Here is a 20,792-nt window from a genome sequence, read left to right as displayed (position 1 = left end):
TTTAGTAATGGTGAATCCTCCTGCCCATTGGTTGCAACTTAACGCAAAAACTATGTCCCGCAAGGAACTGAAGTTTCAAGAATCATAGCGAAAGTCATCTTCAGATGACTAGATATCCCCAAAAATATTCAGTCTACTTCAGTAGACTTTAGCTATGAGCCAGAGAATTCATTCTCTGGCGGGTTATGAAGCCCGCAGCGAAGCTATTTCTAGCTTAAGTTGACACCAATGCCTCCTACCTCCTGCCTTCTGCCTCCTTAATTAAAGCCAAGCTGAGAAATCTTTGGCAAACTGAGAAAGTGATAACAACTTAATTCGCGGATCATTTTGTGCAGCTTCCCGTTCTGCTTGGGTATTATAGCCCCAGTCTGCAAGAAAAAGTTTCACATCCTCAAGGTCTGCTTGTTGTTGAACTAACTGTAATGTCTTGAGTCTATCTTCTACAAACCAGAGACTAAGTGGTTTTTCTCCTGCTGACTGAATTAATTCTCGCAAAATTTCATATTTGGGACGCTTGACCTCTTTACCAAAAATTGCTGCTGGTGGTAAATTCACCCCTTCTTGTTGCAACAACTGCTGGACAAAACGTCCTTCTTTAGTTGTCACAATGTATAGCTTAACTCCACTGTCAATAGTTAATTTAATTTTTTCTACTACAGCCGGATAAAATCTATGCAGACTCAGCCACCCATCTAAATCTGTAGTAATCCATTTATCTCGCTGGTCATCTAGTTTTGTGGCAATTTCTCTTGCTTGCAATTTGTCATTTAACAAAAGTTGTGGGGCAATAGTTACCCATTCATCAAGAATCTTTTCGTCAGTAATTCCATCTACCAAGGCTTTAATTAAAACGGGCATTTCCCAACCCGTTTCAATAACAGGTCTTAGACGGTAGAATCTCAAAGCTAAATCATCTGCTGGTGTGTCGTTAGTAGAAGACCAAATTTCACAGTAGGTACGCCATGCTACCTCAAAATATTCAATTAATCCGTCGCAAATCACTCCATCAAAGTCCAGGGCTAAAATTTTGGGACTACTTGTGGTCATTGGTTTGAGAATGAAACTAATGAAACTGCTGTTGTCAGCTTACCCGACAATTTTAAATCATGCAGTAATCTTTGTTAGTCTTTTATAATTTATAATTTTCTGAAAAAGTATGATGGCATTGTTCAATTTGATTTGATACTAGCAAGTTGACGAGGATCTACAGCAGATTTGCGATCAACGAAAGGAATTTGGTTTTGCTTAGGATCTAACTTAAGATATGTTCCTCACAAAATCTATTCAAAATCTATTCTCAAACTCTCTCCAGGGAAAGAACTCTTTATGCCTGGGATTTTTTAAGCTGTTATTAGTCAAGTCACACTTTTAATACCTGAAAGAGCCATGAGTGATAATAAACAACAAAGTCAAATTAATCAACCAGTAAGCGAAGATCGCGATTCTCGTGAAAAGCCAGATGTGAATGAAAGGAACCTAACCGCGAATCCGGGAGATAGAATTGCTGATGAGCCTCAATCAGTTGAAGAGAAGGCTAAACAGGTAGCTGTTGATGATGTCCCAGACATTACAGGCGACAAAATCACAGTCCCGACTTACTTCGTCGTGGATGAAGCCGATGGCGAAAAGAAGGCACTCCACCACGTTAAAGATGCTGAAGAGATTTCTGATGTAATTCGGGAAGCACGAGTTGACGAAAATGGAAATCGAGTTTGGTGGTAGTTCTTTATTGAAAATGCAAAGAGGCGGAGAAGTTATCAAATACTCTCTCCGTTTCTTTGTGTCTCCCACTCACTGGATCTTGTTTGGTCAAGTTAGTCTATGAATTCACACAATTAGAATGTATGTGAAAATTCTCCCACGATGAAGGGTGATGGTAAATGTCATTTTTTCCATAGAATCTGTATATAGATCAATACGTTTCGGTTAAGGCAAGAGACGCGATAAATCGCGTCTAAAGATATTTTTATCTGCATTAAAATACACTCTAAATTAAATCAGAATCTTTAGTTGTATTAGAGTTTATTTCGCTCTGGATTTTCGCAGCTTCGTTTCCTATTTCTTCGGGTGAAAACTCGGTTTTTTTTGTCCCTACCCTAAGCCTTTGATATGCTTCATCTAGTGGATAATGCGTTACTTGCATTTTTCCATATGAACCACTTATACCAATTTAATGTGAAGTTGCATATATCTTGATCCCCCTAAATCCCCCTTAAAAAGGGGGACTTTGAAAGCAAGGTTGTGATGCCAACTAATTAGTGCAAGCACCTCTTGCACTAATTGCTCATCTGGATAAGCTTCGGCAAATGCCCGCATATACTTGAGATTGCGAAGCGAAAAACCCTTCATCTCTGGAAAAGCTTTCTGCAAGTCAGCCGCCAGACGAGTGATAACTTTTGCGCCCCAACCCTGCTGCTGTTAGCGATTTAGAATATCTCGCCCAATTTGCCAGTAGAGTAATACTAATTCTTTATTGACTGCAACTGCCGCTCGTAATTGAGCGCTGGAAATTCGGCTTTTTAATGCACTTAGAAAATCTTCATAACCGATAATATCAGATGAGTCCCTTCGTGAAACTTCGGATTTATCATCTCTAGGCATAAAAAAGAATTAACGCTACCTCTATATTGCCAGCATTACGCAAAATTTTGCTAACCAAATTTTGGTATCAGATACAGATATACAATCATCCGGCGTTATATCAGTATTTTTGCTGTATTGATGGCAGAAGGCTGTGAGTTCAATTTACCAAGGTTTACGCAAAGAATATTGGCGCAACTTTAACATATTTTCATGAAAAATATTTTTTAGCACCCAAAGATTAAAAGTTTTAAGAAGTCGTTACTTACACCTTTGACATCAGAGTATATAGCTTCAATAATGTTCTTACGTAAAAATCCGTAGTCATATAGGATTCCTATTTGATTTTTGCTAAATATACTGAGAGCCAAAACCTGAACCGGCTATCTCTCAGTTAGCTTGGCTTTGACAAATCAAATGGGATCGCTATATAAACTGGCATTAATAGGGTTGCATTATGCTTTTCTCGAATTCAATAACCAGCTTAAAAAATCGCCCAAAAAATAATAAAAAAGGTACAGTTTTTTGGACTCAAAGTAACATTTTTCTGCTCACTGCATATTTAATCACTTTACCGATTTGTACGTTGATAATTCTATCCTTATTATTGCCCTTATTCACTGCCAGCTTATTCGCTCCCATTGGAAACTCGTACCACTCTACATCGATTCCTTGGATAGATGATGCATCTGAATGTGAATATACGGGGAGAAATTGGCGCGATCGCAAATGTTGGGATAATGAACACAGTCCCATGTTCTGAATGGAGATTGCATTCAGAGAGTATGCAAATCATCAGAACAATTGCCTAATTTGACAAAACAGGCTACTTCTCTCTATCTAGCTTCTCTTGAATAGCTTCTCTACAAAATTCTGGAGGATCGTCTTTAGCTTTCACTTCTTCCTTCATCTTTTCAGTAGCACGGAAGCTGATAGTGGTCGTTAATGGTTCTTCTCTTTCTGTAGTGAAATTTTTGAGATTTTCTGGGTTCCCTTTAGGATTAGGCATTGTTGAGAAATATAAATAAAGCTTGAACTGCGTGTAAACGAGCGAATAGAGTTTTAAATCGATGGTGTTACCGTCTGACAAACAAGTTCACCACCGATTCCCACTTTTACAAGAGGTAACTCTATTTTATGTTCACACGCACAGAATTAGAAGTTAAAAGCTTGAGAGCGTTACGCGATTTATGCCTGATCCAGTACGGCATCCAAGCAATTGGAAACCCTGCTGATAAAGCATCCTACATTAACGCACTCCTGACCTTCCCTGTTGTAGCCTGCAAGCAAGTATCAGAAAATAGAGGATTGAAGTCTCCTATATTCTCTCAAGTAGAATCGCTAGAAGCAGCACTAGAGGCTATGGGAACACCTACACCAGAACAGTCTGCATTACTCAAAGTGACGATGGAAGGAAGAAAGTTAGAGTACCCAGCGCGGTACAGTCAAGAGAAGCTATTTGGACTGTATCGGGTTAAATGGCATCTGGATACAGCACTAGAGATCCTGGGAATGCTTTAAATCCTAGTTAGTCCCCGACATCCTAGAAGCGGGGACTTTTTATATCTTAGTGTCCAGAGTTGTTAGAGTATTATTTGAGCGTTTAAGAGAGAGTGAAGGCTGAAAGTATTGATATTATGTCGATTTATCGTAATCTGCAAGAAACTCACTTAAATCGTGCCCGCGCCAGTCTTAGACAAGCGCTGTCTTGGTATGGATATCTTCGTAAGTCAGGACAGTTATCATCTAACCCAGAATTGCTAGGTTTGGTGAAACCAGAATTGGAAACTTTGAACGCCACACTCAACAAACTGGATTCTAACGTCATTAGAATTGCCGTCTTTGGTTTGGTGAGTCGGGGAAAGTCAGCAGTTTTAAATGCCTTGCTGGGAGACAAGATTCTGCAAACTGGGCCCCTAAACGGTGTCACTCAATGGCCTCGTTCCGTCCGTTGGCAGCCCGGTGGTAAGGTAATTGTAGAGTTAATTGATACCCCCGGATTAGACGAAATTGAGGGTGAGTCACGGGCAGATATGGCACGTGAAGTAGTACATCAGGCGGATTTGATTTTGTTTGTCGTGTCTGGTGATATCACACGCACTGAGTATCAAGCACTGCTGGAATTGCGTAAATCACAAAAACCTTTGATTTTAGTGTTTAACAAAATAGACCTTTATCCAGACACAGATCAAGGAGCAATTTACCAAAATTTGCAACAACTGGGTGCGGGGAATCCTCAAGCGAAGCCTCTACTACCTGATGAAATTGTGATGGTAGCGGCGGAACCAGCAGCAATGGAAGTCCGGGTTGAGTGGCCTGATGGGCGTGTCAGTTATGAATGGGAGACACCACCACCGCAAGTAGAGGAACTTAAAGAGACAATTCTGAATATTCTGAATCGGGAAGGGCGATCGCTTCTGGCTTTAAATGCACTCATCCAAGCACGGGATGCAGAAGCCGCGATCGCTCAAAAAACCATCGACTTACGCGAACAAGAAGCCGAAGAAATTATTTGGCAATTTACCAAATACAAAGCTTTGGCAGTGGCTTTAAATCCCATCGCTTTTTTAGACATCCTTGGCGGAACTGTTGCCGATTTAGCTTTAATTCGCGCTCTAGCTAGATTGTATGGTTTACCAATGACTAGCTATGAAGCTGGGAAAATTTTAAAAACGATTTTATTTAGTTCTGGTGGCTTACTACTGGGGGAATTAGGTAGTAGTTTTCTTTTAGGCTTAGGTAAAAGTACTGCTGCAATCACCAGTGGTGACAATCCCACCAATATTACTGCCTTTGCTGGTAGTGCGATCGCTCAAGCTGGTATCGCCGGTTATGGCGCATACTCCGTTGGCAAAGCCGCCCAAGTCTATCTCGAAAAAGGCTGCACTTGGGGGCAGTTGGGCGCTAGCAGCGTCATTCAAGAAATTCTCTCTCAAGTTGACCAAAATACAATTCTGTATCGCTTGCGACAAGAGTTAGGCATAAAGTATTGAGAATAAATAAGAATTATTAAGTCTTTGTTACCGTTTATAAGTGTTTATCAACTTCTATCAAACTCTTCTGACAATTGACTGACATTCCTAATTTGGGATGCAAGATTAAGGGGACAGGTTACAGGGTAGAGGTTATAGGAAATAAAAACTATCCCCTATCCCCTAATATCTCTCTGTGTAAATTAAAGGTAAAAGTATCATGACAACTACTCTAAACTCATTTGAAACTGCTGGGGCAACAAATCTTGAAGAAGCGATTACTGAAGCCATTACCGAAGCCCGGACAACTTGTGAGCTAGATGGTAGTGATTCTGCTGGTTGTGCCGTAGCCTGGGACATTGTGGAAGAATTACAAGCTGAAAAAGCCGATCAACAGCAAGCAAAATCAAAGAAAACCTCTTTGGAAAATTACTGCGATCGCCATCCAGCTTCCGTAGAATGTCTAATCTACGACGTTTAATAAGAGAGAATTCAGGAGTCAGGAGTCAGAATGGGCTAAACGCCCCGCTACCGCTAACAGTATGAATTGGAGTCTGAGTACAGATGAATATGTGGGTTAAAGTCCCCCACTAATTGATTCTGAATTCTGCATTCTTCTTTAACTTTTTCGTAAATCAGTTGTTGCTGATTGCGTTATTTGCTTAATTGCCTCTAAATCAGGTGGTGGTGTTTCACTTTCCATTCCCAACCACAAAAGATATTCGATATTCCCAGCCGGGCCAGTAATCGGCGACCAAGTTAAGCCTTTGTATTTCCATCCTAATTCGTGGGCTGCTTGCAACACCTGGAAAATGGCATCAGCTTGGTCGTTTGGATCTCGCACAACACCTTTTTTACCCACACGGGATCTGCCGACTTCAAATTGTGGCTTGACTAACAATACAGCTTCTCGGTTAGCTTGAGTTAGCTGCCACAAAGCAGGCAGAATCTTAGTTAAAGAAATAAACGATACATCCACCACCGCCAAATCAGGAACCGAGTCATTTTCCCGATATAACTCATCCGGTCGTAGTTGTCGTAAATTGGTGCGTTCCCGCAAAATCACCCGCGAATCATTTCGCAACCGCCAGTCAACTTGCCCGTAACCGACATCAATACCGTAAACTTGTTTTGCTCCAGCTTGTAAGAGACAATCAGTAAAACCACCGGTAGAAATTCCACCATCTAAACAAATGCGCTCTGCTACGGGAATGGCAAATACTGACAAAGCTTTCGAGAGTTTTTCACCGCCTCTAGAAACAAAAGGCGATCGCTCTTTAATATTTATTTGAGCTGCAATATCAACTTCAGTACCAGGTTTATCAACTAACTGCTGATTAACAGTAACTTCCCCCGCCTGAATTAACCGCTGTGCCAAGGCGCGAGAAGAACATAAATTTAGCTCTACTAATAGTGTATCGAGTCGCTGTTTAGCCAATTAACTAGATTCTCCTGGTAAGATTAAAGTCAAAGCACGATTGATAATTTGTTCTTGGTTAACCAGCTTGTCTAATTCTTGGGCTTCATAACGACCTTCTTCTACTTCTAGAGAAGCCTCATCAATGGCATTTAAATAGGCTTCTGCTAAGGTTTCTAATAATTCTTCTGGTGTAAGATAATAGCCTCCAGCTTTGCGCCGCTTGTTTTCCCGCTGAATTTCCCGAACCGAATTGCGAATTGAGACTTCCCAAGAGCGAGTCGTGCGATTTTCAGCTTGTTGTTTAATCAGATGCAACAATAAAATCACTGCATAGCTACGAATCGTCTTGATTATGTCATTTCGGCTCATTTCCTCTAATTCTTCAACTATAATTAATGCTCCTTGAACATCGCCCTTAACAAGTAAGTCTTTCAGGGTTAATAATTCTTCCATAATCAGCGCCTCAAACATCGGCAACTTCTATTGTGGCTTATAGCGGTTCTAGTCCAGATAAGATAGGCTAATGCATTTCATCTAGGAGCGATCGCAACTACATACCATTATCCTTTTGGAATGCACAGAGTTTTTTATATAATGCTCATATATAAAGCTTAAAAAAGCACAGCCATGACAGATATTCGGCAGCAAATTGCCACACAACTGGATGCTTACAGCACTTTAGAAGCTCTGAAAGCGGCTGTTAGGGAATGGGTTAGCACCTCAGACGGTAGCTTGTATACTTTAAAAAAAGTTCTGGAGACACATCTTGATGAAGATTACGATCTCAGCAGCGAGGATTGGCAGCAACTCCAGAAACAAGATTTGACTTTCATCAGTGATGACGCAACCAGAGAAGAAGATATGCGTCGATTACAGCGATACCGTGAAACAGGTAATGGTATCCCACATGAACAGGTGGCAGCGTGGTTAGCAAGTATTGGCACAGATAATGAGTCTCCATGTCCAAGGTAATTTGGCTACCAGAAGCACTAACTGACCTTGTGCGGCTGTTCGATTTTGTGAAATTGAAGAATGAAAGTATTGCGTTTCAAGCTGCACAGGCAATTCGAGAGGCAGGTTTTAGCCTAGCTAATGTGCCTTACAAAGGTACTGTTTTCGGCGATGGTTCAGGACGGCGGAAGTTGCTGGTTCCATTTGGCAAATACGGTTATGTGATTCACTACTCTTTGGAGGAAGACACAGTTCTGATTTTGCGTATCTATCATGGTCGAGAAAATCGCCCTCATTAAAACCCTATATTTTAATGCTTGAGTTTATGAAGCTTAAGTAGTTTTGGTAGCCTGGTATGGTTCATAAAAAAGCGATCGCTCTTTTCCCAACACAGACAAAAGTGCGATCGCTATTTATGTTTATGTTGGGGCAGACACCTTGCCCACCTAAAATCTAAATATCTATTTCGCTCAACTCACGTGTGATGTGATCAAATGGTTCATCTACAAAAGCAGTATTAACCACACCTGCTGCTGCTACTTGCTCCTTAATTAGATCCTTGAGAATCTGGATACCACGAACAGTAGGCCCAATAGGCACTCCTAGAGAATTATAAGTTTCTCGCAGCCCTTGTAGCACACGCTCATCCAACACATTTGTGTTTCCAGCAACCAACGCATAGGTAGCGTAGCGCAAGTAGTAGTCTAAATCCCGCAGACAAGCTGCATAACGACGAGTTGTATAAGAATTTCCACCAGGACGAATCAATTCTGGTAGTTCTTCATATAACTTCAAACCAGCTTGCTTGACAAGTGCAGCCGCATTAGAATTTATCGCCGCCGCCGCTTGGACTCGGACTGTACCACTGTCAAAGTAAGACTTCAGGCTATCGATCGCATTCCGGTCAAAATACCGACCAGCTAAGTCATAATTCTTAATTAAACTTGTTACCGCATCGCGCATTCCTTCTTCTCCCAATCATTGCTATTTATGGTTTGATATTTATTTGGCTGCACTTATGCACCAGTAAATTTTTGTGCTATTAAAAATAGATTCGGCACAAAAACAATCTATCCACTACATAAGGATTTTATGTCAAAGTTGACCCCTATATGATGAACTTTCCAGTTTTGTGCAGATGAACGCCGAAAGGTTAATATAACCTGATAATCCAGATATCTGTAGTACAAGCTACAAAATCAGCTAATGTCTAGTATTTAAGATATTTCTGGTGTGTCACGGCCTGATTGAGATCAGCAGGGTTAGGATGCTTTGGAAGATTCTGGTTTACTTTAGAAAATTGGTAGAGAAGGAGTAACAATGACAACACCACAAGAACTCTTGAAGAGAATTCAAGATGAAAAAATTCAGCTGATTGATCTCAAATTCATCGATACAGTAGGGACTTGGCAGCACCTCACACTGTACCAGAACCAAATCGATGAGACTGCATTCACTGATGGCGTAGCTTTTGACGGTTCCAGCATTCGGGGTTGGAAAGCGATCAACGAATCGGACATGACGATGGTACTCGACCCCAACACTGCTTGGATCGACCCATTTATGGAAGTCCCAACACTAAGTATAATTTGTAGTATTAAAGACCCCCGCACGGGTGAACCTTACAACCGTTGCCCACGCGTTATTGCCCAAAAAGCAATAGATTACCTGGTTTCCAGTGGTCTTGGTGATACAGCCTTCTTTGGCCCTGAAGCTGAGTTCTTTATCTTTGATAGTGCTAGGTTTGCTCAAACTGCTAACGAAGGCTACTATTTCTTAGACTCCGAAGAAGGTGCTTGGAATTCCGGTAAAGCCGGTACAGATGAAAAACCCAACTTGGGTTACAAACCACGCTTCAAAGAAGGTTACTTCCCAGTCGCACCGACGGATTCTTTCCAGGATATCCGTACAGAGATGCTGTTGACAATGGCAGAATTAGGTGTGCCCATTGAAAAGCATCACCACGAAGTTGCTACTGGTGGTCAGTGCGAACTAGGTTTCCGCTTTGGTAAATTGATCGAAGCGGCTGACTGGTTGATGATTTACAAATACGTCATCAAGAACGTTGCTAAGAAATACGGCAAAACTGTCACCTTCATGCCAAAACCAATTTTTGGCGACAACGGTTCAGGAATGCACTGTCACCAGTCCATCTGGAAAGATGGCAAACCTCTGTTTGCAGGTGATAAGTATGCTGGTTTGAGCGATATGGCGTTGTACTACATTGGTGGTCTTCTCAAACATGCACCAGCGCTGTTGGCAATTACCAATCCCAGCACCAACTCATACAAGCGCTTAGTACCTGGTTATGAAGCTCCTGTTAACTTGGCTTACTCCGAAGGGAACCGTTCTGCTTCTATCCGTATTCCTCTATCTGGTAAGAACCCCAAAGCCAAGCGTTTAGAATTCCGTTGTCCAGATGCTACATCTAACCCCTACTTGGCATTTGCTGCAATGCTTTGTGCTGGTATCGATGGCATCAAGAACAAAATCCATCCTGGTGAACCCTTAGATAAGAATATCTATGAACTTTCTCCAGAGGAGCTTGCAAAGGTTCCCTCAACTCCAAGTTCTTTAGAACTGGCATTGCAAGCGCTAGAAAACGATCACGGTTTCTTGACAGAATCAGGCGTATTCACGGAAGACTTTATCGAAAATTGGATTGACTACAAGCTTAACGAAGCCAAGCAGTTACAGCTACGTCCTCATCCCTACGAGTTTTACCTCTACTACGATGCTTAATTAAGAGTCGTATCTAACTAAAAAGTAATAAGTTTTGCCACCCTAAAGTAAAGGGTGGCTTTTTTTCCAGACTTATCAGTTGAGACATTTACTCAAAAAATCCAGCTTAGAATTTCTGAAACTTAGCTCATGGAAGCATGGCTGGGGCCATAAATCATCCGACTGCTAGCATCTACTTTCCCTTGAATGGGGTTCCAGTAGTGAGATACTTCTTCAGGAAGACCAAGTTCTTGTGCCGCACGCATCAGCATTGATTGTTGGCGATTCTTGACTTGTTGATGTTCACGCACCATTAATGCACGAGATTTATCTGCGATAGACATAACCATACTCCTTTCTATTTTGTGAATATATAATTTTTGTTCCTTCACATAACTAATATAACAAAAATTCTGTAACATAAGCTACTTTTTACAAAAATTTATATTTGCTTTTGCTCACAATATCAGGTGTTTTTTCCCAAAAGCCGAAAAAATCTTCTCAATCTACTTTTTGTGACTAAAATCATCTGCCCTCAGATTTGTTTAATCTCAAAAAACACACCTTTCCCAAGAGAGAACATTTATTTGTTACTTTTCTTTACATTTAAAAGGTCTGATACTTAAGTTCAACTCAAGCCATTAATTTTTGTAACTTTTACTGTTTTTTGGTGATTGTACGCAAACACAGCAGTTGCAAAAAACTAAGTTACCATGAAATAAAGATTTACAAAAATTTACATAACTTATGACAGTTACCTATCCACGTAAATTTCAGAATGTTTTGAGTGCCAGAGATGTATTGAAACGGGTGGTGTGCGATCGCGAAATCCATCTAATTACCCTCAACCGCTACCGTTACAGCGAACAACGCAGTTGCAAAGACCTGACTGATTTAATTGAGAAACTGAATGGACAGCCACGGGAACTAGTGCGGGATTTGTCTCACCACATCTCAGATGAAGCTCGTCATGCAATGTGGCTAACTGACTTGTTGGCAGAACTGGGAGCAGATATTGGTAAGCCACCCGGTTCCTCCTATATCAATGAATTTGAACGCCTGCTCGATCACGAACAACAAAATCCAGTCCAAGACCTTGATGATTTTGTGATTTCTTCCCTTGCTGCAATTAACGCCACCGAAAAACGGGGATGTGAATATTTTTCTGCCCACATTTATGCACTTAAGCAAGGGGCACAAACGGCAGAAAACATCAAAATTCGGGAAACGATTGAAAAAATTCTCCCAGAGGAAGTGGGACACGTGCGCTGGGGTAATCGTTGGCTAGGAGAACTTGCGCGTAAGAGTCCAGAACATCAGCAAAAAGTAGAGCAAGCCAAGCGAAAATATACCGCAATTGAACAAGCAGCATTTGAATCAGGAATGGATATCACTTTGGGCGCAGAACTACGGCGAGTTGCCAACTTGGTGGAAGTGGCAAATACCATGCCACTTTGGCAACGTCCCCAATATCTGATGGAACGCTTACCCCAGACTTTGCTAGCGCCTGAGTTGCAATTTACTAGGATTCAGGCTGCACAAAAAGCTTGGCAGCGCGATCCACAGACCTTTATTGAGAAGTTTGTGCCAATGTTCCTCAATGGCATTCAGGGAAGAGAAAATAAGAGCAAGAAAACAACAGTTTAAAAGGGAATGGCCATTGGGCATTGAAAAGAGGCAGAGGGGCAGGGAGCAGAGGAGAAAGAGGTAATTTTTTATTCTCCTCCTTGCCCCCTACTCTCCTGCTTCTTCCTCATCTCCCCACTCGCTTTTCTTTAAGTAAAATTTATCTAAAAAGGCCAGATGCAAAATTTTGCATCTGGCCTTGGGTGTAGAATAATTAAAGTAACTAAGATGATCTAGCAGATCCTTCTTAATATTTATTTTGTTGGGAGCTATCTGCGGGAAGAAGGAACCAGAGTGCAAGAGTAGGTCAGGAATAGTAAGATTTGTTGCCAAGTGCAATAAACTTATATTACTTGTGTGAATCCACGCGCTAGTTCAGATCAGATGAAAGGAAAGAGATTGTATGCTTCGGCAAAGGACGCTAAACAGGCGTCGGAGCGAAGATCAATTACTTGCTGATGTAGATAACCAGCTAGGCAATATATTAAGAAAAAAAACTATTGGGGAATAAAGTGAAGTTGCCTTAAGACTGTTTCCTCAACAAGCAAAATGTCTGAATTAGATGTGCTTTAGATTAACTGATAGCCTAAATTACATCTATTTCTAGAACAATTGAGGATTGAGACGCAGAGCTTCCCAAGAATATGAGCAACAGTTGTGTAGCTTTTGAGGAGTTGGTAATGCTGTTGATCAAGGCACTGAATTTGATTTGCGTTTTGATCGGCAGGATTGATGCCAACTATATATACAAAGCTTGCAGTTGAAATACTAAGCGATCGCTGAAGATTTTCGTGTGTCAACTGTATATATCTCTGTCAGAAAAGCTGTGTAAAAGATGTTAGCATAACATCCTGTTTTCTGGTAATTGTTCCTTTAATAAAAAAGGCATTACCCTACAGTAGTTAAACCACAGCATAGATATTTCGGAATTTTTGTGTCACTTCTCTACGCCCACTACCGCGATGACGTGGCGCATCATCTGGATTTTGTTCAGATGCCGCCGAGAGCCACTGTTCCGAAGTAGGCGTGGAAGGCAGCGCTGTTGATAAGTGATTGACCATTGCTTGGCAGTTAGAAGCTAAGGGGCCGAACACCAGACTCGATACTAAAAGTGAAATGGCAGCACGCATAGCAGATGTCTATTTTGGAACTCTCCACTTCACTGATACTTAGCTTTTTAATGAATATCCGGACAATTAATCAAAAAGTATTCTGTTTTACTGAAAATAAACTCTTCTTATCCTCCATTTAAATGTTCGACTAATAACCAATTACCAGAGTGATTATGACGGCCCCACAATGTAACTAATTGTTCGTGGGGATAAGCGCGTAATTGCTCGTCGATATGCGATCGCAAAGTCACAAGCTGCCAATTTTGCCCTTGATATGCGGCTGGTGCTGTGACAGTAAATCTGTATTCCTGTTGATCCAAGCAGGAAAAAATACCTTTGAAACAGTTACTTTCCCGAATTGATGCCTTGTCAAAAGCAGAGTCAGGGTACTCATTCCCCGATGGGAAAGGGCAATAACCACTAGCTGGATAGGTTTGTGGGTTATTTAAGTAATACAGTTGCCAGTGCAGCCAATCCGAACGATTGGGTGGAAGATTAAAGAAAGGAATAATTGCTGTTTTTGAGCGATTATCTTCCAATAAAGCTGTTTGTAGTGCCCTAATAGGTAAATCCCTCGGCTGGCAGTTTAACTCAACACACATTGCCGCCGCCATCCCTGCTGCTTGACCAATGCCCATAACCACAGGTTGTAATCTGGTGGCGCCATTGGCAATGTGGGAGACAGAAATATTCTTTTCACATACCAAAAAACCATCTGTGGTGGCCGGAATAAGACAACTGTAGGGAATTGTAAAGGGCGTCCCAGTCCAGCGTCCCCCCCAACGGATAGATTTTGGTTGCAGTGGAAATTGAACGCCAGGATAATGATGGTCATTGGCGTAGTTACCAACTGCGATTGCTTCGCAAACGCCAGGGGCGAACGCATCATTAAATATAGATGCAACTCTACCTTCAGCGATCGGCAAAATATCCTGTTCTCGGACAGTAGTTAGCCCCACTAAGCGGCGGCTTTCCCGGTAATAGGGATGCAATGCAAAAGCTGTAGGGGCGTGAGGAAATACTTTTTCTGCTAAACCATAGCGACGACCAAGCTGATTTTGGATAAAATGGGCAAAATTTTGGCTGTGCCAGCGAGATTCTTGGATGAATTCACCTCTGGATACATCTGACTCTATCAGCCGCCCTACTCCTTGGCCGTAGTCATTGCCACAGATTGGCCAATTAATCATGAAGCGATCGCCAGGCAAACGTCCATAATTCAAAAACGTCTCTGCTCCATAGCCATCCCAAGCACCTGTAAACTCGGATGGATTATAGTTAGGGGCAGCCGGAATTTCTGGGGCAACGGCTTCACCAAAGTCTTGCATAATCACTACATAAGTGGGCGCTTGCACAGGATATTTCTGAATTAAAGAGTTAAAATTCACTGGGGCGCTGGGTTCTCCCCACTGCGATCGCAATTCCCAGCCCCAACGGTAAGGTATTTCAGCTAAAGCTAATAAATCTCCTAATTCTGTGCCATCGAGAATAATTTTGGCTGTGACAGCAAAATCAGCAAAGCGCACACCAGTAATCGAATCACCTTGGCGGAAGACATCTATTGGCACTTGTCCAGAAATCCAGTGCAGATTGGGCAATTCCTGCACCCAATCTGCAAAAATCTCTGCCCCAATCTGGGGATCGTAACTAAAAAAGCTTACCCAACTGTTATCTAATCCTCCGGGCTGTCTTTGTCGCAATTCCTGCAAAAACGCACCCCATAACCCGGTTTGAAAGGCTTCTAATTCGTTGCCATCGGGTACAGACACTCCAGCTGAAGTGAGCATTCCCCCCAACCAAGGAAATTCACTCACCAAAATGGTTTTGGCTCCCCGTTGCGCTGCTTGGATAGCAGCCGCAGTCCCTCCAGTTCCCCCACCGACAACTAAGACATCAGCTGTGTATGTCTGATTGAGCATTTTCTTCACCTCGTTGGAATGTACCCAGTTAGGCTACATCAGACAAGGTATTTTTAATATCCGTTGCTAGAGAAAGACACAAAGAACTTTCTTCTTTGACATCTCACGGATACAAGTGAGCATATTGCTCACACCACAAAATTAGATCAATTATTTTTACCTCTGGAATTATAGACTAGTGCTTGATTTGTATTTCGTTTATTGCGTTTGTGTAATACAATCAAAATAAAATACCAAGCTAACCCTCTTTATGAATACCTTCCTATCTAACCAAATGCCTACTGATTCTAGTATGCTTACAGAAGCCGAAGCTGAGGCTATAAAGCAACTTGAACACATACTCCTCAATCAGGAACAACTGAAATTAGTAGCGGGAAATTGCGAAGAAATGACTATTCCTGATTCTGTACATCGTGTATTATGCCAAGTAGTGCAGGCAATGGCATCAGGTAAAAATGTATCTATAGTTACACATAATCCAGAACTAACAACACAACAAGCGGCTGATTTGTTGAATGTATCACGTCCCTATCTGATTAAATTATTAGAGCAGGGTGAGCTTCCCTATATTTTGGTAGGAACTCATAGACGGGTGAAATTTGAGGATTTAATCAAATATAAACAGCAAAGGGATACTAAACGTAGAGAATTGTTACAGGAACTAATAGAAATAAGTGAAGAAGCTGGACTTTATGATTATGAAGAATAATTAAAATATTCAAATTACTATGCCTAATGTAATCTTAGATGCTTGTGTTCTGTTCCCAATGTACCTACGAGACACCTTACTTTCTACAGTTGAGGCTGGTTTGTATGTACATTATTGGTCACAAAAAATCTTAGATGAAGCAATAGGAAATCTGATCAACAAAGGATATATGTCAGATGAGGGAGCGAGAAATTTAGAAACGGTGATGAAAGCAGCTTTTCCCGAAGCCATGATTGAAGTACCGATGGAATTAGAAGAATTAATGACAAATCATCCCAAAGATCGTCATGTTCTTGCTGCTGCTGTAGTTGCTAAAGCGCAGATTATTGTTACCAGAAATATTAAAGACTTTCAGCCTCAAGATTTAAACTATTGGAATGTAAAAGCACAGTCACCAGATGATTTTCTTAGTGATTTATTTGAACAATCTCCTCAAATAATGGTTCAAATATTACTGACACAATCTCAAAACTATAAAAGAAATCCTCGGACTGTTATCGAATTATTAGATAAGCTGAGTAACCAGATACCAGTATTTTCCGAAAAAATCCGCACTTTCATAGCCTAACGTTGCTGCTAATGTTACATCTAGTATCGTTGAGCGGGGAAAAACCAACGTGAAAGCACAGGTATTTAGAGGCGTCAATCAACTCTCTTACGAAGATATCCCAGTTCCAACCGTGGAACCAGATGAAGTGCTGGTACAGGTGCGGGTTGTGGGATTATGTCAGTCAGATATTAAAAAAATTCGTTATCCGCTATATGAACCACCGCGCATTTTTGGACATGAAACCGCCGGCACGATCGCAGCACTAGGCAATAATGTCAAAGGTTGGCAAGTTGGACAACGGGTGGCGGTAATGCACCACATCCCTTGTATGCGTTGCGCCTACTGCCTAAATGATAATTTCTCCATGTGTGATGTTTACAAAAACATATCCACAACCGCAGGCTTTAACGCCAGTGGCGGCGGTTTTGCTGATTATGTTAAGGTTCCCGGACATATTGTGGAAAATGGTGGGTTGATTCCCATCCCGGATAATATCAGTTTTGAAGAAGCAAGTTTTGTAGAACCGACTAACTGCTGTTTGAAGGCAGTGAAAAAAGCCCAAATTGCTCCAGGACAAACTGTGTTAGTTACTGGCGCTGGGCCAATTGGGTTAATGTTCATTATGTTGGTGAAGTATTTTGGAGCAAAAGCGATCGCTACTGATTTACTACCCTCTAGAATTGAAAAAGCTTTGAATGTCGGTGCAGAAGCGGCTTTTGATGCCCGTGATCCCGATTTACCAGCCAAAATCTCTGCCTTAACTGGTGGACTAGGTGTTGATGTTACCTTGTTGGCTGTTCCTAGTGAAAAAGCTTTCTTTCAAGCACTTGATAATACCCGCAAAGGTGGCAAAATCTTGTTTTTCGCCGAATTCCCCGATGAAGTAGAAATACCCATTAATCCCAATATCCTCTACCGTCGGGAAATTGACTTGATAGGTAGTTATAGCTCATCTTATCGGCTTCAGAATTTATCAGCTGATATTGTATTTAATCAGCGAATTGACGTGCAAGCATTGATTAGCGATCGCTATCCATTAAAAGATTTATCAGCAGCTGTGGAGCAAGCGATCGCACCAACACCGGATACTTATAAAATCTTAATTTATCCGTAATCAGAACAAAGACGCGATGAATCGCTGTCTCTACAATAATCAGCCTTTGTAGAGACGGCGATTTATCGCGTCTCTTACCTTAACCGAACTCTCCTCTTCTCCCTTTGTCCCCAACAACATGCTTATTACCTTACCTCTCGTAGCTCTACTAGCTTTCTACGTCGCCTGGAATCTCGGAGCAAACGATGTTGCTAACGCAATGGGAACCTCTGTAGGTTCCAAGGCTGTTTCGCTCAAACAAGCGATAATCATTGCTGGGATTTTAGAGTTTACGGGTGCTGTATTGTTTGGACATGGGGTAACGGAAACCCTCGCAACGAAAATTGCTAATCCCGCTTTATTTGTAGCTACACCCCAAATATTAGTTGCTGGGATGGTAACGGTACTAATTTCGTGTGGTGTGTGGTTGCAAATTGCGACATCACGCGGTTTACCAGTCTCATCTTCTCATGCAGTTGTTGGTGCGATCGCTGGATTTAGTTGGGTAGCTTTGGGAGCAGGTGCAATTGATTGGTCATCAATTGGCTTCATCACTATTGGCTGGATTTTGACACCATTAATTAGTGGTGCGATCGCTGCTTTATTTTATAGTCAAATCAAGCACTGGATTTTGGATCAACCTAATCAAGTAGTCCAGTTACAAGAATGGATTCCCTGGTTGAGTACTGCACTGCTAGGTATATTCGGCGTGATTGTATTACCATCTCTGACAGAACCGCTCACCAATTTTGTAATTGAGCAAGTTGGTTTCAACATCCCTGCTTACGATATCCCACTGTTAACCGGTGCAGCAGCAGCAGTTGGACTCACAATAATTAGTTGGCGACAGTTAAAAGAGACGCAAGAACTGTTTCTCACTTCCCAATCCCCAGTCCCCAATCCCCAATCCCCAATCCCCAATCCCGTAGAAAAATTATTCGGTCGATTCCAACTGCTAAGTGCTTGCTTCGTAGCCTTTGCTCATGGTTCTAATGATGTGGGAAATGCGATCGCTCCTTTAGCTGCGATCGTTTACATCAATCGCACTGGTAGCGTACCGATAGATGGTATCACTATCCCCCTTTGGATTTTAATTCTTGGTGGTGTTGGTATTGTTGGTGGTTTAGCTGTCTGGGGTAAAAAAGTCATCGCTACCATTGGCGAAAACATCATTGCCTTGCAACCTAGTAGTGGATTTTGTGCCGAACTTGCAACTGCTACCACCATCCTCATCGCCTCCCGCCTAGGTTTACCAGCCTCAACTTCCCACGCTCTCGTCGGTGGTGTAGTTGGTATTGGACTAGTACAAAATATCAAGTCGATTAAGTTTCAAACACTAAAAGGCATTGCCGCCGCATGGCTAATTACAATCCCCGTGAGTGCTATCCTTAGCGCTGCCATTTTTAGCATCGCCCGGATTTTATTCTTCTAACTTTTTCCTCTACTGTATTTACTTAAAGTAAAACCTAGACTGCAACAACGCCAAAAAAGCGTGTTTTTGCAGAATTGCTGCTCATTCATTTAGAATGTTGTGCAGGGGATAGCGTAACTTTGAATTTCCACAGAAAGATACTTTAATCTCCATTTAGAGATATAAACTGTCACACAAGTTACATTCCACACAAATTTACAGCTAGTTTCGCAAGTCAGACAATTTTGTGGCCATAGCGCAGGCATCTGCAAGTCTTTGACAATTATTATTGGCAGCAAAACAATTAATATTTATTTGGAGTGAGATTTATTTCAAAGTAAAAATCTCATTGACAAATATATTGATGAAAATTGAACTGACCAAAAATAAAAAAAGTCTTAGTTCAAGGGACTTCCAGTAGTGGTGATATTCCAAAATCTAAAATCTAAAATCCAAAATCGAATGGTCAAATATTTATCAATGCTGAAGAGAATACGGTATAGCAAGCCGTAGAGCAAACTTGATACTTTGCCAACCTGTGTCTAGTATGACAGAATTACGTTGAAATGCGGAAGTGCTGTTAAAATTTTTAATTTATCTGACAAAATACAGGAAATTAGGATGACCGCCAATAAAGTGTACCGGAAGCAGCTTTATCGTCAAGGTGTTAGAGGTTAGAAGCTAATGGGGCGATTCGAGAAGCAACCAGAAAATCCGAGAGTCAGAGGCGAACTATCCAGAGCAGCGGAAAATGCGCTTTGGGCTGTAGTTGAAGACTTAGAAAATCTTCAGCAGAATGTTCTCAGAGCCTTGCAGGAAGACGTAAAGCGGCTTCAGTCAGAAAAAAATCGGTTATCTGATGAGATTCAAAGCTTGGTAGAGGAAAAAGAGCATTTACAACAAGTGCGCCAAATTACTGAGCAGCAAGTGTTAATTCGTCAGCTAGCAGAAGTTCTGGCAAAGCATATATCTTCACAACTGCAATCCTCTCTGGCAACTTTAGCTAACCAAAACATAGAGGGCAAATCTTACGAACAAGCTGCGCTGAAGTCTGCTGAAGTGAGCAGCAATGTAGTAGGTGAAATCAATGAAAAAGTCGAACACATGTTTGACAGTCTGGATGATACCGTTACTGTTACTTTTAACTCGCTGCAACAAGAGCTAAAAAACTATCAAAGTAATCTTTCCCAGCAGTTGTCACGGATGTACAGCCAGCAGCAGCAAGGCGAAACGATTTTGACGGAATTTGTTAATCGCCTGCATGGAGAACTAGAAAAAACTATAGAAGAAACTTCACGCAAACCCGCAACATCAGGTATACCTACTGTTTTGCAGTTTACGGAGTCAGAAAAAAACAGTTCTTTTGAGACATCGCCGCCACAGTCTAGCGAAGTCGGAAGGAATTCCCCTGAGCCAATTTCCCCGATCCAGAATAAATTTTTAGAAAGGGAAACGACACCAGAGCCGACGATTTTTAGAGAAAACGCCGCGAACCCAATTTCTATTCCCAGCAAGGATTTGTCACAAAGGGAAACAACATCAGAGGCGACTGTTGTTAGAGAAAACGCCGCGAATCCAATTTCTATTCCCAGCAAGGATTTGTCGCAAAGGGAAACAACACCAGAGGCGACTGTTGTTAGAGAAAACGCCGCGAACCCAATTTCTATTCCCAGCAAAGATTTGTCGCAAAGGGAAACAACATCAGACGGCGACTGCTGCTAAAGAACA

Annotated in this window: 23 protein-coding genes and 1 pseudogene; 13 read left to right on the top strand and 11 right to left on the bottom strand. The window is 41.6% G+C overall.

Features of this window, described 5'->3' with window-relative positions; all coding sequences use genetic code 11:
* Nucleotides 1–261: 261 nt before the first annotated feature.
* The gene (locus tag RRG12_RS38465) at nucleotides 262–1,047 is read right to left on the bottom strand and encodes an HAD family hydrolase (protein ID WP_069071288.1); all 786 of its coding nucleotides are present in this window, start codon (nucleotides 1,045–1,047) and stop codon (nucleotides 262–264) included.
* A gap of 339 nt (nucleotides 1,048–1,386) precedes the next feature.
* On the opposite strand from RRG12_RS38465, the gene RRG12_RS38460 reads away from it, so the two are divergent.
* The gene (locus RRG12_RS38460; protein ID WP_069071287.1) at nucleotides 1,387–1,722 is read left to right on the top strand and encodes a hypothetical protein; all 336 of its coding nucleotides are present in this window, start codon (nucleotides 1,387–1,389) and stop codon (nucleotides 1,720–1,722) included.
* Nucleotides 1,723–2,160: 438 nt separating this feature from the next.
* On the opposite strand, the pseudogene RRG12_RS38455 reads toward RRG12_RS38460, so the two are convergent.
* The 4 genes and pseudogenes from RRG12_RS38455 to RRG12_RS38440 form a co-directional block, all read right to left on the bottom strand.
* Nucleotides 2,161–2,406 (bottom strand): annotated as a pseudogene (locus tag RRG12_RS38455) (DUF1016 N-terminal domain-containing protein); the annotation flags it as partial.
* Between the two features lie 12 nt (nucleotides 2,407–2,418).
* Nucleotides 2,419–2,601: a hypothetical protein gene (locus RRG12_RS38450; RefSeq protein WP_420762825.1), complete on the bottom strand. Its 183-nt coding sequence runs from the start codon at nucleotides 2,599–2,601 to the stop codon at nucleotides 2,419–2,421.
* A gap of 510 nt (nucleotides 2,602–3,111) precedes the next feature.
* Entirely contained in the window at nucleotides 3,112–3,336 is a 225-nt protein-coding gene (locus RRG12_RS38445) for a hypothetical protein (RefSeq protein ID WP_069071285.1), read from the bottom strand.
* Nucleotides 3,337–3,406: 70 nt separating this feature from the next.
* The gene (locus RRG12_RS38440; protein WP_420762824.1) at nucleotides 3,407–3,589 is read right to left on the bottom strand and encodes a hypothetical protein; all 183 of its coding nucleotides are present in this window, start codon (nucleotides 3,587–3,589) and stop codon (nucleotides 3,407–3,409) included.
* A 128-nt stretch (nucleotides 3,590–3,717) separates the two neighbouring features.
* On the opposite strand from RRG12_RS38440, the gene RRG12_RS38435 reads away from it, so the two are divergent.
* From RRG12_RS38435 to RRG12_RS38425, 3 genes are all read left to right on the top strand, one after another.
* A complete protein-coding gene (locus RRG12_RS38435; protein ID WP_069071283.1) occupies nucleotides 3,718–4,101 on the top strand; it encodes a hypothetical protein in 384 nt (127 codons plus the stop codon).
* A gap of 116 nt (nucleotides 4,102–4,217) precedes the next feature.
* Nucleotides 4,218–5,573 carry a GTP-binding protein gene (locus RRG12_RS38430; RefSeq protein WP_420762823.1) on the top strand — a complete coding sequence of 452 codons (1,356 nt, stop codon included), beginning with the start codon at nucleotides 4,218–4,220 and terminating at the stop codon, nucleotides 5,571–5,573.
* 199 nt (nucleotides 5,574–5,772) lie between these two features.
* Entirely contained in the window at nucleotides 5,773–6,033 is a 261-nt protein-coding gene (locus tag RRG12_RS38425) for a Calvin cycle protein CP12 (protein ID WP_069071281.1), read from the top strand.
* 138 nt (nucleotides 6,034–6,171) lie between these two features.
* Here the strand turns inward: RRG12_RS38425 and RRG12_RS38420 are convergent, their stop codons facing one another.
* Nucleotides 6,172–6,990: a TlyA family RNA methyltransferase gene (locus RRG12_RS38420; RefSeq protein ID WP_420762822.1), complete on the bottom strand. Its 819-nt coding sequence runs from the start codon at nucleotides 6,988–6,990 to the stop codon at nucleotides 6,172–6,174.
* Nucleotides 6,991–7,425 (bottom strand): DUF29 family protein, encoded by a 435-nt coding sequence (locus RRG12_RS38415; RefSeq protein WP_420762821.1) that lies wholly within the window; start codon nucleotides 7,423–7,425, stop codon nucleotides 6,991–6,993.
* A 174-nt stretch (nucleotides 7,426–7,599) separates the two neighbouring features.
* Between RRG12_RS38415 and RRG12_RS38410 the strand changes: the two genes are divergently transcribed.
* Together RRG12_RS38410 and RRG12_RS38405 are read left to right on the top strand one after the other, a co-directional pair.
* Nucleotides 7,600–7,944: a hypothetical protein gene (locus RRG12_RS38410; protein WP_420762820.1), complete on the top strand. Its 345-nt coding sequence runs from the start codon at nucleotides 7,600–7,602 to the stop codon at nucleotides 7,942–7,944.
* Nucleotides 7,932–8,222, top strand: a complete 291-nt coding sequence (locus RRG12_RS38405) for a type II toxin-antitoxin system RelE/ParE family toxin (RefSeq protein WP_420762819.1) — start codon at nucleotides 7,932–7,934, stop codon at nucleotides 8,220–8,222. Before RRG12_RS38410 ends, RRG12_RS38405 begins: the two co-directional genes overlap by 13 nt.
* A gap of 154 nt (nucleotides 8,223–8,376) precedes the next feature.
* Here RRG12_RS38405 and apcB read toward each other — a convergent pair whose 3' ends face one another.
* Entirely contained in the window at nucleotides 8,377–8,886 is a 510-nt protein-coding gene (gene apcB, locus RRG12_RS38400) for an allophycocyanin subunit beta (RefSeq protein ID WP_069071277.1), read from the bottom strand.
* Nucleotides 8,887–9,243: 357 nt separating this feature from the next.
* Between apcB and glnA the strand changes: the two genes are divergently transcribed.
* Entirely contained in the window at nucleotides 9,244–10,665 is a 1,422-nt protein-coding gene (gene glnA, locus RRG12_RS38395) for a type I glutamate--ammonia ligase (RefSeq protein WP_069071276.1), read from the top strand.
* Between the two features lie 122 nt (nucleotides 10,666–10,787).
* Here the strand turns inward: glnA and RRG12_RS38390 are convergent, their stop codons facing one another.
* On the bottom strand, nucleotides 10,788–10,988 hold the full coding sequence (locus RRG12_RS38390; RefSeq protein WP_012411649.1) for a hypothetical protein: 201 nt from the start codon (nucleotides 10,986–10,988) through the stop codon (nucleotides 10,788–10,790).
* Nucleotides 10,989–11,391: 403 nt separating this feature from the next.
* Here RRG12_RS38390 and RRG12_RS38385 point away from each other — a divergent pair, with 403 nt between their 5' ends.
* The gene (locus tag RRG12_RS38385) at nucleotides 11,392–12,291 is read left to right on the top strand and encodes a ferritin-like domain-containing protein (RefSeq protein ID WP_420762818.1); all 900 of its coding nucleotides are present in this window, start codon (nucleotides 11,392–11,394) and stop codon (nucleotides 12,289–12,291) included.
* 881 nt (nucleotides 12,292–13,172) lie between these two features.
* Here RRG12_RS38385 and patX read toward each other — a convergent pair.
* Both patX and RRG12_RS38375 read right to left on the bottom strand, forming a co-directional pair.
* A complete protein-coding gene (gene patX / locus RRG12_RS38380; protein ID WP_069071274.1) occupies nucleotides 13,173–13,400 on the bottom strand; it encodes a heterocyst-inhibiting protein PatX in 228 nt (75 codons plus the stop codon).
* 107 nt (nucleotides 13,401–13,507) lie between these two features.
* Nucleotides 13,508–15,301: an FAD-dependent oxidoreductase gene (locus RRG12_RS38375; protein ID WP_420762817.1), complete on the bottom strand. Its 1,794-nt coding sequence runs from the start codon at nucleotides 15,299–15,301 to the stop codon at nucleotides 13,508–13,510.
* 250 nt (nucleotides 15,302–15,551) lie between these two features.
* Between RRG12_RS38375 and RRG12_RS38370 the strand changes: the two genes are divergently transcribed.
* The 5 genes from RRG12_RS38370 to RRG12_RS38350 all read left to right on the top strand — a co-directional run bounded on the left by RRG12_RS38370 (nucleotide 15,552) and on the right by RRG12_RS38350 (nucleotide 20,786).
* Nucleotides 15,552–16,010: a helix-turn-helix domain-containing protein gene (locus RRG12_RS38370; protein WP_420762816.1), complete on the top strand. Its 459-nt coding sequence runs from the start codon at nucleotides 15,552–15,554 to the stop codon at nucleotides 16,008–16,010.
* Between the two features lie 19 nt (nucleotides 16,011–16,029).
* Nucleotides 16,030–16,578, top strand: a complete 549-nt coding sequence (locus tag RRG12_RS38365; RefSeq protein WP_420762815.1) for a PIN domain-containing protein — start codon at nucleotides 16,030–16,032, stop codon at nucleotides 16,576–16,578.
* 49 nt (nucleotides 16,579–16,627) lie between these two features.
* Nucleotides 16,628–17,674, top strand: a complete 1,047-nt coding sequence (locus tag RRG12_RS38360) for a zinc-dependent dehydrogenase (RefSeq protein WP_420762814.1) — start codon at nucleotides 16,628–16,630, stop codon at nucleotides 17,672–17,674.
* A 118-nt stretch (nucleotides 17,675–17,792) separates the two neighbouring features.
* Nucleotides 17,793–19,085, top strand: a complete 1,293-nt coding sequence (locus tag RRG12_RS38355) for an inorganic phosphate transporter (RefSeq protein ID WP_420762813.1) — start codon at nucleotides 17,793–17,795, stop codon at nucleotides 19,083–19,085.
* A gap of 663 nt (nucleotides 19,086–19,748) precedes the next feature.
* Nucleotides 19,749–20,786 carry a hypothetical protein gene (locus tag RRG12_RS38350; protein ID WP_420762812.1) on the top strand — a complete coding sequence of 346 codons (1,038 nt, stop codon included), beginning with the start codon at nucleotides 19,749–19,751 and terminating at the stop codon, nucleotides 20,784–20,786.
* Nucleotides 20,787–20,792: the final 6 nt, after the last annotated feature.

It is taken from the genome of Nostoc sp. CALU 546, from assembly GCF_048836525.1.
This window is presented reverse-complemented; position numbering and strand designations above follow the sequence as displayed.